The following is a 17,230-nucleotide window of genomic DNA, read 5'->3' as shown; positions in this document are numbered from 1 at the left end:
ATTCATTCCACAATGCAGAAAAGATTACTATTCCTGTTTGCACTGTTGGTGATGTTCGCATCGACCCTTTCAGCACAGGTCACCACCTCCGCCCTCGGAGGCAAGGTTACATTATCAGGCAGCAACGAGCCTCTGATTGGGGCTTCGGTACAAGTTGTACACGAGCCTTCAGGCACAAGCTATGCCACTGTCACAAACATCGACGGACGCTACGAAATCCAAGGTATGCGCACCGGTGGTCCCTACTCCGTCACCGTATCTTATGTCGGGCACAAATCGAAGACCTATACGGGAATCATGCTTCAGCTCGGCGAGGTCTATAAGCTGTCGCCGGCGCTTTCAGAGGATGCCAATGAGCTGGGCGAGGTTGTCGTTACGGGCAAGGCCAGCAAGTTCTCACTCGAAAAGACCGGTGCCACCACCAACATCAGCAACGCACAGATGACAGCGCTGCCTACCATCAATCGCAGCATATCCGACATTGCGCGCATATCTCCTTATGCCAACGGCATGAGTTTCGCCGGCGGCGATGGACGTTCGACCAACTTCACCCTCGACGGTGCCAACTTCAACAACAACTTCGGTCTCTCGTCGGCACTCCCCGGAGGAGGCAATCCTATCTCAATGGATGCCATCGACGAGGTACAGGTGGTGATCGCTCCTTACGATGTGCGGCAGACCAACTTCATTGGCGGAGGTATCAACGCCGTGACCAAATCAGGCACAAACACTTTCAAGGGAGCAGCCTACATTTACCACAACAATGAAAACATGCACGGTAACCGCATTGACCACACCGACCTCGGAGAACGCGGCACCAACCGCAACACCACTTACGGATTCACACTGGGTGGTCCGATTCTGAAGGACAAACTCTTTTTCTTTGCCAACTTCGAGACCTCCAAGGTGCCATCAGTGGCCAACCGCTGGCATCCTTCTGCAGATGGTGTAGCCAGAAAAACAGACTACATTTCAAGAACCACCATTGCCGATATGCAGAAAGTTCAAGAGTTCATGCGAAGCAAATACGGCTATGATACAGGGGCATACGATGCCTTTCCTGCAGATGAGAGCAACACAAAGTTTCTCGCTCGTCTTGACTGGAACATCAATCAGAACCACCATCTTGCCCTTCGCTACAACACAACCACCAACAAGGCATGGAATCCCACCAACGGAAATTCGGGCAACACTGGCTTCCGACTGAGAGGATTCAACCGTTTATCGCAGTATTCCATGGCCTTCGCAAACTCCATGTACTCGATGGAGAATAAAATCAACTCCATTTCTGCCGACTTGAACAGTCGTTTCGGCAAGAATATCTCCAACCAACTGCTCGTTACCTACACAAACATCAAGGATATGCGTGGCAGCAACTCGTCGCCATTCCCATTCATCGACATCATGTACGACTACTCAACGGGCGATTACCCCACAATCGATTCTAAAACGGGACAAAACATCGCTGTTGACTTCGGCGGATACAACGTAAAGCAGACCCTTGAGCCGTACATGAGCCTCGGTTACGAGCTATTCACCTACAACAATGGTGTGAACAATAAGATTACGACCATCACCGACAACTTCACTTATTATCTGGGCAGCCACAAACTGACGGCAGGATTGAGCTTCGAGCATCAGATGGCCAATAACTCCTACATGCGAAACGGAACAGGCTATTACCGCTACCGCAGCCTCAATGATTTCCTCACAGGCGCTGCGCCTGAGGCTGTTGCACTAACCTATGGCTATGCAGGCAACCTCAATCCAGCGGCAGAAGTCAGTTTCAATCAGTATGGGCTTTATCTGCAAGACGAGTGGAACGTGCTCGACAACCTGAAACTGACAGGTGGCATACGATTCGACAACATTTCTTATGACGATGACGACATCATGCGTAACAATGCCATCTACGAACTCGACTTCGGAGGTCGCCACATCGACACCGGCAAGTGGGCCAAGAGCAACATTCAGATATCCCCACGCTTCGGATTCACATGGGATGTGTTTAAAGACCGCACGCTGAAAGTGCGTGGTGGCTCAGGTATCTTCACCGGTCGCCTGCCATTGGTGTTCTTCACCAACATGCCCTCCAACTCTGGTATGGTCCAAAACCTCGTGAGTGCCGTGACACGATACACCAACGGCGTCGTAACATCGAGAGACCCACGACTCGACAAGTTTACAGGAGGCATCGTTACCGATGTGAACCAAATGCGAGACATGCTCGGTGCACCGGAAAGCATCACACCGGAGCAAGGCACGGTGCCAAGTTCCATCGCCGCCATCGCCAGCGACTTCAAGATGCCACAGGTATGGAAATCATCGATTGCCGTTGATTATCAGATACCCACCTCGTTCCCCTTCACCGCAACAGCAGAGTTCACCTATACAAAGAAAATCAACGACGTTCGTCTGGTTAACTGGGACATCAAGGATGCGGAGATGCCCACATGGGAGCGCCTCAACGGAGCCGACAACCGCTATCTCTATCCGACCAACTTCACATATAATAAGGTGAGCGATGCTTGCGTGCTGGAGAACACGCACAAAGGCTATGGTTGGACATTCAACCTCACACTAAACGCAGAGCCAATCGACAACCTGAGCATCATGGCAGCCTATACCCACACAGTGATGAAGGAGGTGTCGGGAATGCCCGGCTCCAACGCATCATCGGCATGGCAAGGACTCTACACCGTCAACGGTCCGAACAGCGACGCACTGCAGAACTCGCAGTATGTGATTCCCGATCGCCTGATAGCTTCAGTGAGCTACACTTATCATCACGACCATTTCGCACTCTTCTACACCGGCTATTCTCCAAGGGGCTACAGCTATTTTTACTACGGCGACATCAACAACGACAAGATTGCCAACGACTTGATGTACATTCCGGCCGACGACAGCCAGATTCATTTCACACACGAGTCTGATCGCCAACTCTTCTGGAACTACGTGAATCAGGACTCTTACCTGAAGAACCACAAGGGCGAGTATGCGGAGGCTTACAGCGCACGCGCGCCATTCGTCCATCGTTTCGACTTCCGCTGGGCACACGACTTCACCTTCAACATCGGCAACACACGCCACAACCTTCAGTTGAGTGCCAACGTGATGAACATAGGCAACTTGTTCAACTCAAAGTGGGGAGTGGAGAAGAACATGAACGGCAGCTTCGGCGGTCAGTTCCTGAAAGTTGACAAGATAGATGCCAACAACGTTCCTTACTTCTCGATGAGAAAAGACAAGGAGGGCAATGCTCCTACAAAGACATGGTCGTTCGACAAGAACTACAACCAGTGCTGGATGTTGCAGATTGGTGTAAAATACTTCTTCAACTAAATTGCGAAAAAAAACACACTCATAAGAAAAAGAGGGTACACTGCGTATCCTCTTTTTTTTATGAATAAGCAGGTACACCTGTTTATTTAGCTGCCGGAGCTTTGAGCTTTCTTTACAAACGAGGATTTCGCGTAAATGTTTCTTAAATGTTTTTAAGACTATTGATTATCACTTTTTTTATGCAAATGCGTATCTTTGCAACGAAACAAAAAGAACATGAATTTATGAAGAAAATTTTTATGGTACTGCTAACTTCCGTTGCGATGGTAGCGTGCAAACAACCCGCAAAACCTGTTCAGGATGCTGCGACCACAGCCAGTCAGGAGACAGAACTTACTGATTCTTTGTGCTTTAAAGGGGAAGTTCCGGCAGCCGATGGTCCCGGAATCAAGTATGAATTGATGATGGCAACCGACAGTACGGACGGTTTCCGACTCACGGAGACAATGCTTGAGGCAGACAAGGGAAAAGACGTGGTAGAACGCTATACCGGTAAAGCCGAAAAAATGGAAAAGGATAAGGACGGCAAGAAGGTAACGGCTTATAAACTGCAGTTGGGTAAGACTGAGACTATGTTCTTCAAGATCGTGAACGATTCTACGTTGCGATTGGTAAACAACGAGTTGGAAGAAGCTGAAAAAAGTTCTCTCAACTATGATTTGAAACTTGTAAAATAAGATTCTGACAACTTGCAATTGCCAGGCTTCTTTTAGAAACGAAGAGAATGGAGAACGGTAGCGTTCTGTCTGTATCTTTCCAATAGGGAAGTCTTCGGGAACAAGAAGATGACAGGCAACAAAAAAAGTAGGAGGTAAGCACTGCTTGTGAGTGTTTATCTCCTATTTTTCATGTTTATGGCGGACTTTTCATAAAACTTTTCTTCTTCGCAGCTCGCCGAAAAAGGGATGGGAAGCGAGTTCCATCCTGTTCACCGGTTAGGCATCTGTTCTGACCGGTAAAGGTTCATTTTTGCGAAAGCTTAGCTTTTGCAATGTAAAAGCTTAGCTTTTGGGACTCAAAAGCTAAGCTATTGAAAAGCGAAAGCTTAGCTTTTGCAATGTAAAAGCTTAGCTTTTGGGACTCAAAAGCTAAGCTATTGAAAAGCAAAAGCTAAGCTTTTAAAAAGCAATTCGTAAGTGGCTGATTATCAACGACTCTCTCCCCTCCCTAAAAACCTTGTCGGTGAGGTCATTTTTTGCCCGTTTTTCCATCGTTTCGAGTGCCCGGATAAGGTTCAGAAGGCAGCCCTGTATTTCCCCTCTTCTTTATCTTCGAGCATGGATAGATAACTGTTGTAGCGGCTTTCAGAAATATAGTGATCTTCAACGGCTTTCAGAACAGCGCATCCCGGTTCGTGGGTGTGGGTGCAATTGGAGAATTTGCATTGTTCGGAAAACTTGAATATCTCTCGGAAATAACTCGTCAGTTCTTCCTTGTCAATATCGAATGTGCCAAAACCTTTAATGCCCGGTGTGTCAATGAGATAGCCACCTTTAGGCAGTTCCAGCATCTCGCTGAACGTAGTGGTGTGTATTCCGGTATTATGCACATCTGAAATCTCCGCGGTACGTCGGTTCGCTTCGGGCAACAGTTCGTTGATGATGGTCGATTTCCCCACACCGCTGTTGCCGGCAAGGAGCGTTACCTTTCCATCCAAGAGTGGCCGAAGTCGGTGAAGACTTTTGTCAGAAGGCGCGTTCTCGGTGGATTGCACTTCCACGCACTTGTAGCCTATGGTCTCATACAAGTGAATTAGTCCCTTTTGGTATCGAAGTTCGTCCTCCGACAGCAAGTCATATTTGTTGAAAACAAGTATCACGGGCACGCGATACGCCTCCGCTCCGGCAAGAAACCTATCGATAAAGATGGTAGAAGTCTCCGGATAATTGACCGTTATCACAAGGAGTGCTTGGTCAAGATTGGCAGCGAGGATGTGGCTTTGTTTGGAAAGATTGGACGATTTTCGGACGATGTAGTTCCGCCTGTCTTCTATCTCGGAGATGAAAGCAGTTCCTTCCTTATTGATAATTAAGTGTACGTAATCACCCACTGCCACGGGATTCGTTGAACGGATACCTCTCAGACGGAAATTGCCTTTTATTTTGCTTTCGATCACTCGTCCGTCATCGGTTTTCACTGTGTACCAGCTGCCTGTGTTCTTTATTACTAAGCCACGCATATTGTGAAAAAAAACAGTTCCGCGCTCCTTTTTGGATAGCGTGGGGCGGGAACTGTGTGTGGAACATCGGACATGAGCGGTCAGACCGTCATGATTTCTTTTTCTTTCTCCTCGAGCAACGACTCAATCTTTTTGATGTACTTGTCGTGAATCTTCTGCAAATCGTTCTCGGCATCTTTCTCCAAGTCTTCCGAGAGTCCGTCTTTGATGGCTTTCTTCAATTTGTCTTTAATGTCCGAACGTGCGTTGCGCACCTCCACTTTTGTGCGTTCGCCTATCTTGTTGCTCTGCTTCACGAGTTCCTTGCGACGCTCTTCGGTGGGCTGTGGCAGGCTCAATCGGATTACTTCGCCATTGTTGTCCGGCGTGATGCCTACGTCCGAATCCATGATTGCTTTCTCTATATCCTTTATCGCCTTTTTGTCCCAAGGCTTGATGGCTATGGTGCGAGGGTCTGGAACGGTTACGGAAGCCACCTGATTGAGAGGCACCACGGAGCCGTAGGAACTTACGCGCACGCCATCGAGGATGGCAACGTTGGCACGACCCGCGCGAATGCGTGCCAGCTGCTCTTCAAGATAGGTGGCAGCCATTATCATGCGTTCTTCAGCTTCGTTTAATGTTGCTTTAACGTCTATCATATTCTTTACAGTATTAAAAATTTAGCACAAATATAGGGATTTATTCCCAAACTTACAAGTCTTTTCTCTGTTTTTCCATCAGGCAGAATACAATTTGTCGGTCAGCAGTCGGGCTATCTTCTCCAAATAATGTGCATCTGTCTCGTCGAAAGCGTTGACCTCTTTGCTGTCAATGTCGAGCACGCCTACAGGCTCGCCGGTTGTCGTAAGGAGCGGAATGACGATTTCGGAACGCGACTCCGAGCTGCAAGCGATGTGCCCCGGAAACTCCTCTACGTCGGGAACAACCAATGTGCGCCGTTCCGCGATTGCCGTTCCGCAAACGCCTTTGCCAATAGGAATGTTAAAACAAGCCACCGTTCCTTGAAAAGGACCTAATTGTAATGTCTTACCGGAGTGAAGCAAATAAAATCCGGTCCAAAAAAAGCTGTCGAACGCATGGTGCAGAGCGGATGAGACGTTTGCCAGCACACCGGTTTCATTGTTTTCCTCGCCTTCTATCAAAGCGACAATCTGCTTCAGGAGCAATTCATAAGTTTCTTTCTTATTATAGTTCATTGATTATTGTTCTGTTCGATACCATTCAGCTCGTCAGCCACCTCGTTGGTCAGTTCCACAAACTGGGCGATGGAAAGCTGTTCGGGACGCTGGGTCATAATCTCTCGCTCATAAAAGCCTTCGCTCGGCTTTGTTGGGAAAATCTGTCGAAGGCTCACACGCAACATCTTCCGCCGTTGATTGAACACGGCCTTTACCAATCGCTTGAACAATCGCTCGTCGCATCCCAAATCGCTAATGCTGTTGCGTGTCATGCGAATGACCGCACTCTTCACCTTTGGCGGCGGATTGAACACATTTTCATCCACCGTGAACAAGTATTCCACATCGTACCATGCCTGAATCAGTACGGAAAGAATGCCGTAGCTCTTGTTCCCGGGGACGGCTGCCAAACGTTGAGCCACCTCGCGCTGTATCATGCCCGTGCAGCAAGGTATCAAGTCCTTGTTATCGAGCATTTTAAAGAAAATCTGTGAGGAGATGTCGTAGGGATAATTGCCGGTCAGCACGAACGGTTTGCCACCGAATGCTTCACGGAGATCCATCCGCAGAAAGTCCTTGCCCAAGATGTTTTCCCTCAACGTGGGAAACTTCTCATAAAGGAACGACACACTCTCCTTGTCAATCTCCACGGCTTTCACTTCTCTCGGCTTTTCCACGAGATATTGCGTGAGTACTCCCATCCCCGGACCTATCTCCAACACGGGAATGTCAGGGCATGCGTCCACTGTGTCGGCTATCCGTTTGGCAATATTCAAATCGGTGAGGAAGTGCTGACCGAGATGTTTCTTGGGTCTGACTGATTTCATAATTTTTCTTTATTCGGTTACAAAGATAGATATTTTATTTTGTAATTAAAAGCATTTTAGTATCTTTGCTCATTGTAATGAGATTGAAGAAGTTGCTCTACGACAGCATAAAGATTATCCTACCACTTATATTAGGTGGCAGCATTCTTTATTGGATGTATCGCGATTTCGACTTCGCAAAAATAGAGAACGTGCTGCTTCGGCAGATGAATTGGACGTGGATGCTGCTCTCGCTGCCTTTCGGCGTACTCGCACAGGCATTTAGAGGTTGGAGGTGGAGGCAGACTTTGGAGCCTCTTGGTGAGAGACCGCGTAACTCCGTCAGCGTTAATTCCATCTTTCTGTCCTACGCCGTTAGTTTAATCATCCCTCGCGTGGGCGAATTTGCTCGTTGTGGTGTGCTCCATCGTTACGATAAAGTGGCTTTTCCGAAAGCGTTGGGAACCGTGGTGACCGAACGCGCCGTCGATACAATCATTGTTGTGATCATCACGGCATTGGCTTTTCTATCGCAGATAAGCGTTTTTGGTAATTTCTTCTCGAAAACCGGAACGCGAATGGATCACCTTGCAGGTTCTTTTTCTGCCATGGGGTGGCTTGTTACCACCGTCTGTGCAGTGGCAGCCATGATGTTGCTCTACGTCATCCGCAGGAAATTGACCATCCACGACAAAGTAAAGGAAACACTGTCGGGCATCTGGCAGGGCATCATTTCACTGAAAGGACTGAAGAACGTGCCCTTGTTTCTGTTCTACAGCTTTGCCATTTGGGCGAGTTACTTTCTTCATTTCTACCTGACGTTCTTCTGTTTTGAAGCAACGAGCAATTTAGGCGTTACATGTGCCCTGCTTTGCTTTGTGGTTGGTTCAATTGCAGTCATCGTACCCACGCCCAATGGTGCCGGTCCATGGCATTTCGCGGTAAAGACCATGCTCATCTTATACGGCATCGCTGATGTTCAGGCACTCTATTTTGTGCTCATCGTTCATACCGTGCAAACTTTGTTAGTGGTGCTGTTGGGCATCTACGCATGGATAGCGTTGGCATTCACGAGAAAAAAAGCTGTTGGCGATGGTGGTCAGCCCACTTCCCGCACAGCATAAGAAATATATCAAAATACTAACCCTTAAAATAAACAAAACTATGAGTGAAATCAGAAATCTAAGTCCGGAGGCTCTCTGGCGTAATTTTGACGAATTGACAAAGGTTCCGCGTCCATCGGGACACATGGAAAAAGTTCAGGCTTTCTTGCTCGACTTTGCTAAGAAGGTAGGAGTGGAAGCTCGCGTTGATGAAGCCGGAAATGTTCTCATGCGTAAACCGGCAAGTCCCGGCTACGAGAACCGCAAGGGAGTCATTCTTCAGGCTCACATGGACATGGTTCCGCAAAAGAGCCCCGACAGCAAACATAACTTCGAGACTGACCCCATTGAGACACACATCACCGATGGATGGGTATATGCCAACAACACCACACTGGGTGCAGACGATGGAATTGGTGTTGCGGCCATCATGGGTATCATGGAGGATAAGACATTGAAGCACGGACCAATCGAAGGTCTCATCACAAAGGACGAGGAAACAGGAATGTACGGTGCTAACGACCTTCCAAAAGGAGAATTGAACGGCGACATCCTTATGAACATCGACTCTGAAACATGGGGTAAGTTCGTTATTGGTTCGGCAGGTGGTATTGACATTACTTCCACTCTTGAGTATAAAGAAATGCCTAACGACCAAGAAGCCGCCATAAAAGTTACGCTGAAAGGATTGAAGGGAGGACACTCCGGACTTGAAATCAATGAGGGACGCGCCAACGCCAACAAAGAGATGGTTCGCCTCGTAAGAAAGGCTGTGGTAGAATTAGGCGCACGCCTTGCTTACTGGCAGGGGGGCAATATGCGCAACGCCATTCCGTTCAAGGCGGAAGTTGTACTCGCATTAGCAAAAGACAAGGTGGCAGCTCTGAAAGAGATGGTTGAGAAACAACGCGCTCTCGTGGAAAATGAATATAAGACAATAGAAAAGAACGTGGAATTCTTCACGGAGGAGGTAGAGAAACCTGTCGCACTTGTACCTGCTGAAATACAAGACAATCTCATCAATGCCATCTACGCATGCCACAACGGTATTGTGCGCATGATTCCCGTTTATCCACACGTTGTCGAGACCTCATCCAACCTCGCCATCGTAAATATCAACGCCAACAAGGCTGATATAAAGATTCTGGCACGTTCTTCACGCGAGGACATGAAAGACTACGTGGTCAATCAGCTCAAGAGCTGCTTCGACATGGCAGGTATGAAAACCGAACTTAGCGCAAGCTACGGCGGATGGGATCCCAACCCTGACAGCGAAATCTTGAATTTACTAAAGAAGACTTATAAGGAATTGAATGGCGAGGAAGCTATCGTACAGGTAGATCACGCCGGACTTGAGTGCTCCATCATTCTCGGCAAGTATCCTCATCTTGATGTTGTCAGTCTCGGTCCGACCATTCGCAGCCCGCACACCGCCACAGAGCGTTTTGAAATTGCAACAGCCAAGCCATTCTGGGACTTGCTGATAAAAACTCTCGAGGCTATTCCCGAGAAGTAATTCTAAAGCCTCTCTTCGTGATGAAGAAAGCTTAATCATCTCATTCATTATTATAATTAACAAGAGGGCGTGCCGGCTTTGGCACGCCCTCCTAATTATCAATAGTTCGTTAAAATCTGAGATAATGGGGCAAATATTGGATGCTTACAACACATTTGTTTCGTTGAGTACAAACATAAAGTTTTTGGAGCAAAAGTAGTAAAATGACTATAGCACACAAAGGCGATTAATATCGGATACTTAAAAATTATTCGCATTCTGTCTATAAAAAGCTTAGCTTTCACTTTCCAAAAGCTTACCTTTTGCAATGCAAAAGGTCATGTATTGCAGTGCAAAAGCTTAGCTTTTAAATATCAATTTATATTATCCTGATTATCAGTAAATTATAAAACACTCCTCAGATCTTGATTTTGTCATATAATTTCAAAGACGATGGCAGGGCGTATATTCGGTATCAAGAATCTGTTTACCGTCGCCTGAACATGAATTGGAGACATAAGGAAGTATGCGTTGTTCGACATTGAAAAGACACGTCAAATCTCATGATTTAATAGAGCTTTGCGTGAGGTTTTACAAAATTATTTAGAAATGCTATTGATATTTTTGTTTCGCGCCTCCACTCATCGTTTTTTATCCCACAGGCGCAGAAGTTCACCTACCCAGAGCACGAAAGACGTGGAGACGATTATCACCACCCAATCTTGCAGGGAAAGTGGCGTAACATTGAACATCTGACCTCCGAGTTCGATGATGAGTACCTGACCGATAAAGATAAAGAACACAATCGTTCCAAATCCCTCACAGCCTTTGAAGTGGAAAGCACTCCTTCCCGTGGCGTAAGCTCTGGCGTTAAACATGTTCCAAAATTGAAGCATGACGAAAACGGTGAAGAACAGACTCAGTTCGTAAGGGCTCATGTGCTTGTGGTCTCCGATTTGCAAACGCAACAAGTCTGCCATTCCCGTAACGGTGGCATGTTCCAAAATATAAAGGAACGCCAACAATAAAAAGAAGAAGAACCCACCCACTGCCAATATGTTAATGGCCATGGAACGCGTGATAATGAAAGCCTTTCTATCTCGAGGTTTATCGCGCATTACTTTTTCGGTTGGTGGCAATGAGGCCAACGCCATGGCAGCGAAGGTGTCCATGATGAGGTTCACCCACAGCATCTGCGTAACGGTGAGCGGACTTTGCGTTCCCATGAAAGCACCTGCCAAAACGATGAAACAAGCAACGACATTCACCGTAAGTTGGAAAAGGATGAAACGCTGGATGTTCTGATACAGGCTGCGTCCCCACATAACTGCCTTGCCAATGGAGCGAAAGGAGTTATCGACAATGGTTATGTCGGATGCCTCTTTTGCCACACTTGTGCCATCGCCCATGGACAGTCCCACGTGCGCCGCCTTTAATGCGGGGGCATCATTGGTTCCATCGCCTGTGACCGCCACGACCTGATTCTCCGCTTGCAATGTTTCCACCAGCCGTTTTTTGTCCATAGGGCGCGCCCGAGCCATGATTTTCAGGTCGGCAACACGCGCTCGCAATGCTTCATCTGTAAGCATGGCGAACTCCGGTCCGGTGATAATGGCACGTTCTCCATCTGCTTCCGACCACAGCCCTACTTGTCTGCCAATCTCTTTCGCTGTCCCCGGGGTGTCGCCGGTTACAATCTTTATCGCTATTCCCGCGTTTATGCATTCCCTCACCGCTGCCGGAACTTCCTTTCTCACCGGATCGGAAATGGCAACAATGCCAAGGAACGTGAAAGCTGCTTCCTCACGTATGATGCTCTCTATCGATACGGATTTCAAGTCCTTGATGGTTTTCTCCGGCAATATCCTACAAGCGAAGCCCAACGTCCGCATTGCCTGATTTTGCCATATACCGAGCCGGTGCGTAATCTCGTCCCACGAGGAATTACCGGAAATGGTGGTACAGTAGTTGCGAATGATGTCGGTGGCGCCTTTTATATAGAGAATGACCTTTCCCGGGAGGAGCGATGACTTTACCACAGTCGCCATAAACTTGCGCTCGGTGGAGAAAGGCAACTCGTCTATAATCTCAGCGTCGGAGCGCAGTTCTCGATAGTCTTCTCCCTGTTCATGTAACCACAACAGGAGCGCGCCTTCCGTTGGATTTCCCAATGTCAAGGAATGTTCCGGGTCGGTCAGGTCGAGCGATGCCGTGGAATTAACGGCAATTCCTTCTCGCATGAGTGCCCGGCAGGTAGTATCTTTCTCATCGAAGCTTATGGCATAGACGCGCATTTGATTTTGAGTCAGTGTGCCGGTCTTATCCGTACATATAACCGTTGTGGCTCCCATCGTCTCGCAGGCGTGCATCTTTCTCACGAGGTTGTTAGTCTTCAGCATACGGCGCATGGAGTAAGCCAAACTAAGCGTTACCGCCATGGGTAGCCCTTCCGGAACTGCCACAACAATGAGCGTTACGCAAATCATGATGCTATTGAGAAAATACTGCAAGAAAAAGACCCAATCGAAACTATACTCCATGAAAAACATGAAGAGACGTCCCGCTAAAATCAGTCCGGCGAAACTATAGCTTCCCCATGTAACCAATTTCCCAAGACGGTCTAACTGCTCGGTGAGTGGAGTTTTCACACTGTTGTCTATCTGCGCTGAAACAAACACCTTTCCGTTTTCAGTGGCATCACCCACTTTTTCCACCCGGAAGAGCCCGTGTCCCTCCATAACTTTCGTCCCGCGTAGGACATGATTTGAGGGATAAGTCGCGTGTTCGTCAAACTCATCTCTATTGACACTTTTATGACAGATGGGTTCTCCGGTCAGAGAAGATTCGTCGATATGGAGCTGAACGGCATTTAGCAACTCGCCATCGGCAGGAATGTCGGCACCGGTATTCAACAGCACCAAATCGCCAACAACGACATCACACTTAGGCACTTTCGTGGCATTTCCGTTTCTTATCACCTCGACCATTTCTTCATCGTTCACCTTATTTAATATGGTGAAGGCGCGATTTGCTCTCTCTTCAAAAAGGAATGCCAGACCGGTTGCCAACAAAATGGCAATGAAGATGCCTACCGGCTCAAAGAAGACCGTGGCATCAATGCCTAAGCCGAAGTATTCATAAAAGGAAATGCCTATCGACAAACTGCCGGCAACCAAAAGAATGATAATCAGTGGGTCGCGAAATTTTACGATAAAGCGTTTCCACAAGGATGTTTGGACAGGTGGCGTCAAAACGTTTCTACCGTATTTCAATCTGCTGGCTTGAACTTCAAAATCGGTAAGCCCTTCGTAATGTTGCTTATGTTCCATAAAGATTCTTATCGTGTGCAAAGATAGTCGTTATTCACCAATATTCATGATTTTTACCATAGTGGAGTCAAAGAGCGAGCACTCTTTGAAGCTTTACCCATAAGTCCCACTTACGCGTCAGCTCGCTTCATCCTTCTTGTCAATTGAAAGATAGCCGGTAAAAGGATGCAGAGCGAGAAGAACAGCCCTCCGTGCATCAACCGCTCATTGCCATGAAATAAATCGAGAAGCTGTCCGTCCGAGAGTTCCGGCATAAGATGAAACATTAGATAGGCAACAGTATTATTCACCCAATGGAACGCTATCCCGGGAACGACGCTGCGCGTACGCATATACATCCACCCCAACAGCAGCCCCATGATAAAGGCATGCACGCCTTGAGCAAGATTCAAATGCACAAGGGCGAAGATAAGAGCTGAAAGCACGATGGCACACCACGCACATTTACCATCAAAGGCGGAAAGCAGCTTACGGAGAATACCGCCCCGAAAGATCATTTCTTCGGCTATCGGTGCCAAAATGCCGATTGCCACATACCCCCAAGGCTCTCGCATGATACCTTCAAAAAGCTGTTGCGTGCTTTTCGACATGACAATCTGCACTTTCTCGTACGCAAACTCCAATGGAAGAATAGCACCTATCGCCAAAATCATCGCCCAAAAGAGCACACCACAAGGTTTCGTTTTCAAATAAGAGCGCGAAACCGGCGCCCATCCGAGTTTGGCAAACAGGACGATTGCCGTCAGAGAACTAAAGATGCTGCCAATGACTATCACCGCGCTATATTTTCCCTCTCGCAACCCTTCCTCCACCATCTGAAACCCGACATCATTCAGAAAAGCGAAGATAGCCACCGAAATCAGTTGGAAAGAGAATTGCAAAAGAAAAAAGACGGCAACAAATAACATCACATAAAGCAACGAATTTGCTATCTCCTTCTTGTTCATGTTCCTAATGTTTTTGTATTCTTGAAAAACTCAGCGCGTTAGTTTGCCTCGAGAATGACCTCTGCCATCGCCTTGTCCCTGCGCAACTGTTCGGTCAGTTGCTCCGCGGTATCGAACTTTCGCTCTTCGCGGATATGCCGGAAAAACAAGATGCGCAAGCGCTGACGATATAAGTTTCCTTCATAATCGAAAATGTTCACCTCAACCGATTGTTTCCTTCCATGAAACGTGGGGCGAACGCCAATGTTAATCATTCCTCCATGAGCCTTTTCCTCCCCGGCGATATACACCCTTACCGCATATACACCCGGAGCGGGTATCAACTTATCTGCAGTGGGACTGAGATTCGCGGTCGGAAAACCCAACCGTCGCCCATTCTGAAAGCCGGGAATCACCACACCTTCCATCTGATAGGGATAGCCCAAACATTTGTTGGCAAAGGGCATGTCCCCGGTCTCAATGAGCCGACGCACGACCGAAGAACTCACCTCCGTACCCTCTATCATAAAAGCGGAACTCTTCAGCACCTCAATCCCTACTTCCGCACCATAACGCACGTAATCGTCGAAAGTTTCGCGGTGGTGATGCCCAAACCGGTTGTCATAACCCATGACGAGCCGACGCACATTCAGTCGTTTTCTCAGCACAATATCCATGAACTCCTTCGCGGAAAAATGTGCCAATTGTTCATCAAAATGCAAAACCACCGTGTTATCCAATTGCGTTTGGCGCAGATGGTAAAGCTTCTCATTGAGCGATGAGAGCATCTTCGGCTGATAATCCGAATGAAGCACCGCGCGCGGATGCGCATCAAAAGTAATCGCCATCGACTCCATCCCGGAAGCCACTGCCGCTTTCACCACATTTTGAAGAAGGAACTGATGTCCCCGATGCACCCCATCGAAGAAGCCAATGGTGGCAACCGAAGGCGCGAGTTCGATATCGTCGGCAGTTGTTAAATCTATTATTCTCATGATTGCTGTGCTTGAACCTTTGTGATGAAAATCCGTCAAGATGCGAAATACACGTGAGCAAATCCTTTTTCCTCACCTGCGGTTATCTCGTCGCCTAATCATCATCAAAACAGAACATGCACTGCCCCAATCTTTATCAAGACTTCGCGGAACATGTCCTTAAACTTTGGCAAAGATACGGTAAATCGGCGTGAAATACCCTCTCATCCCATCCAAAATGTGTTAAAACGCTAAAAATATCATCCCTTATTTCTCTCTTTCAGCTTTTTTGATTATCTTTGCAGCCGAATTATCAAAATTCCCGGACTTGTAGCTCAGTTGGTTAGAGCAACAGACTCATAATCTGGAGGTCCCTGGTTCAAGCCCAGGCTGGTCCACAAAGAGGTTTCAAGAGGACGTCAAACAACACGTCATTTTAGCCTTCAAAACAAGGATAATCGCTGTAAAATCAAGGTTTTACAGCGATTTTTTGTTTTTTATCCATATCCGTTTGACTGCCAAACCATACCTTTTGATAGTCATCATTCGGTCATTTTCTGCTACAGAAACTGCTACACAAAAGCAGACTCTCAAAAAAATGTAGCAGTGAATGGAAAATGACTACCTAATTGACGGCATACAAATATCTCGTTTTCAACAATTTATGTTGAACTTTGTAGCCAAGAAAGCTACACTAAAAAATGATGCGTTATGAAAACGACTTTCAAGGTATCCTACTACCTACGTTCCAACTACGAGAACAAAGAAGGAAAATCGCCTGTAATGCTCCGAATGTATCTCGGAGGCGAAATGGCTAATCTTGGATCCACTAAAATTTTCGTGGATAAATCTAAATGGAGCAACAAAACCAGCAGAATGATTGGTAGAACGGCAGAAGCTCTCTCCGTCAATGCATCAATAGATGCACTGACAACAACTTTGATGCAGATCTATAGGAAATATGAAACCTCTGAAAGCTTGTCCTTAGATCTTATCAGGTCAGTGTTTCTTGGAACAGATAAGGAATTTACAACTTTTCTCCCTGTCTTTGATAAATATATTGACTCCATCACGCAACAAGTTGGCAAGACGCTGACAAAGGGAACGTTTTATAAGTACAAGGTGGTGAGGCAGAACTTTCAAAGCTTCCTACAGGCAAAATATCACCGCAGAGACATTGGGTTGTCAGAACTAACAAGTGCCGTTGTCCAAGACTTTGAATTGTATCTGACCTCAGTTGTAGGCGGGGTACATAATACTACCACCAAGAAATTGAGAAACTTGAAGACGGTCGTGAACTATGCGAGGAACAGAGGACTTATTATGCATGATCCGTTTGCAAACCACAAACTACACTACGAGTTGGTAGATCGTGGTTATCTCACAGAAGAAGAGGTTCTCCGTATTATGAAGAAACACTTTGACATAGAAAGACTAGAGTTAGTAAAGAATATTTTTATTTTTTCCTGCTTCACAGGATTAGCCTACATTGACGTATATAATCTTACCTACGATAAGATTGTTACTGTCGAAGACAGAAAGTGGCTTATCACCAAGAGGTATAAGACAAGCGTAGATGAAAATGTCATGCTGCTGGATATTTTCCCCTTGCCATCATAAGAAAGTACTATGACATTAACAGAAAAGGTGGAAAGGTATTTCCAATTATTACTGTCCGCTAAACATAGAAATCCTCATTCCAACTCATTGAGACACAATAGTTCGGATGACAGCATGTTAGTGACAAGCCCCCTTATTCATTTTCTGTTACCTCGGGTGGCGATTCAGCCGCTGCTTCAAGCATGAGTTTCATGTCGCCATCCGGCTTGTTGAATAAATTATTCATGTTGAGGTATTCCATCAGTACAAAGCGCACAATAGTAGTCAGTCCT

General features: G+C 46.9%; 11 protein-coding genes, 1 tRNA gene and 1 pseudogene. 6 read left to right on the top strand and 7 right to left on the bottom strand.

Going from position 1 to position 17,230, the window contains the following annotated elements; genetic code table 11:
* The first annotated feature begins 12 nt into the window (after positions 1-12).
* A complete protein-coding gene (locus tag ETF27_RS09180) occupies positions 13-3,345 on the top strand; it encodes a TonB-dependent receptor (protein ID WP_130828345.1) in 3,333 nt (1,110 codons plus the stop codon).
* Positions 3,346-3,569: 224 nt separating this feature from the next.
* Positions 3,570-4,022: a copper resistance protein NlpE N-terminal domain-containing protein gene (locus tag ETF27_RS09175; RefSeq protein WP_130828344.1), complete on the top strand. Its 453-nt coding sequence runs from the start codon at positions 3,570-3,572 to the stop codon at positions 4,020-4,022.
* Between the two features lie 557 nt (positions 4,023-4,579).
* Here the strand turns inward: ETF27_RS09175 and rsgA are convergent.
* The 4 genes from rsgA to rsmA form a co-directional block, all read right to left on the bottom strand.
* Positions 4,580-5,524 carry a ribosome small subunit-dependent GTPase A gene (gene rsgA, locus ETF27_RS09170; RefSeq protein WP_130828343.1) on the bottom strand — a complete coding sequence of 315 codons (945 nt, stop codon included), beginning with the start codon at positions 5,522-5,524 and terminating at the stop codon, positions 4,580-4,582.
* 80 nt (positions 5,525-5,604) lie between these two features.
* On the bottom strand, positions 5,605-6,165 hold the full coding sequence (frr, locus tag ETF27_RS09165; RefSeq protein WP_130828342.1) for a ribosome recycling factor: 561 nt from the start codon (positions 6,163-6,165) through the stop codon (positions 5,605-5,607).
* Positions 6,166-6,243: 78 nt separating this feature from the next.
* Entirely contained in the window at positions 6,244-6,723 is a 480-nt protein-coding gene (locus ETF27_RS09160; protein WP_130828341.1) for a GAF domain-containing protein, read from the bottom strand.
* Entirely contained in the window at positions 6,720-7,532 is an 813-nt protein-coding gene (rsmA, locus tag ETF27_RS09155; RefSeq protein ID WP_130828340.1) for a 16S rRNA (adenine(1518)-N(6)/adenine(1519)-N(6))-dimethyltransferase RsmA, read from the bottom strand. Before rsmA ends, ETF27_RS09160 begins: the two co-directional genes overlap by 4 nt.
* Positions 7,533-7,609: 77 nt before the next feature.
* Here rsmA and ETF27_RS09150 point away from each other — a divergent pair, with 77 nt between their 5' ends.
* The gene (locus ETF27_RS09150; RefSeq protein WP_130828339.1) at positions 7,610-8,635 is read left to right on the top strand and encodes a lysylphosphatidylglycerol synthase transmembrane domain-containing protein; all 1,026 of its coding nucleotides are present in this window, start codon (positions 7,610-7,612) and stop codon (positions 8,633-8,635) included.
* 40 nt (positions 8,636-8,675) lie between these two features.
* Complete coding sequence (locus ETF27_RS09145; protein WP_130828338.1) at positions 8,676-10,130, top strand: aminoacyl-histidine dipeptidase; 1,455 nt, start codon at positions 8,676-8,678, stop codon at positions 10,128-10,130.
* A 620-nt stretch (positions 10,131-10,750) separates the two neighbouring features.
* Here the strand turns inward: ETF27_RS09145 and ETF27_RS09140 are convergent.
* The 3 genes from ETF27_RS09140 to ribF form a co-directional block, all read right to left on the bottom strand.
* Positions 10,751-13,438: a calcium-translocating P-type ATPase, PMCA-type gene (locus tag ETF27_RS09140; protein ID WP_147785733.1), complete on the bottom strand. Its 2,688-nt coding sequence runs from the start codon at positions 13,436-13,438 to the stop codon at positions 10,751-10,753.
* Positions 13,439-13,548: 110 nt separating this feature from the next.
* Positions 13,549-14,385 carry a CPBP family intramembrane glutamic endopeptidase gene (locus tag ETF27_RS09135; protein WP_130828336.1) on the bottom strand — a complete coding sequence of 279 codons (837 nt, stop codon included), beginning with the start codon at positions 14,383-14,385 and terminating at the stop codon, positions 13,549-13,551.
* A gap of 38 nt (positions 14,386-14,423) precedes the next feature.
* The gene (gene ribF, locus ETF27_RS09130) at positions 14,424-15,359 is read right to left on the bottom strand and encodes a riboflavin biosynthesis protein RibF (RefSeq protein WP_130828335.1); all 936 of its coding nucleotides are present in this window, start codon (positions 15,357-15,359) and stop codon (positions 14,424-14,426) included.
* 303 nt (positions 15,360-15,662) lie between these two features.
* Here ribF and ETF27_RS09125 point away from each other — a divergent pair.
* Together ETF27_RS09125 and ETF27_RS09120 are read left to right on the top strand one after the other, a co-directional pair.
* Positions 15,663-15,736: transfer RNA gene (locus ETF27_RS09125), tRNA-Ile, on the top strand.
* Between the two features lie 313 nt (positions 15,737-16,049).
* Positions 16,050-17,011: pseudogene (locus tag ETF27_RS09120) on the top strand (phage integrase SAM-like domain-containing protein); the annotation flags it as partial.
* Positions 17,012-17,230: the final 219 nt, after the last annotated feature.

Origin of the sequence: Prevotella brunnea (assembly GCF_008016795.1) — a bacterium.
Taxonomy (GTDB): Bacteria; Bacteroidota; Bacteroidia; order Bacteroidales; family Bacteroidaceae; genus Prevotella; species Prevotella brunnea.
Note: the sequence above shows the minus strand (reverse complement) of the source record. Positions and strands in the feature narration are given on the sequence as shown.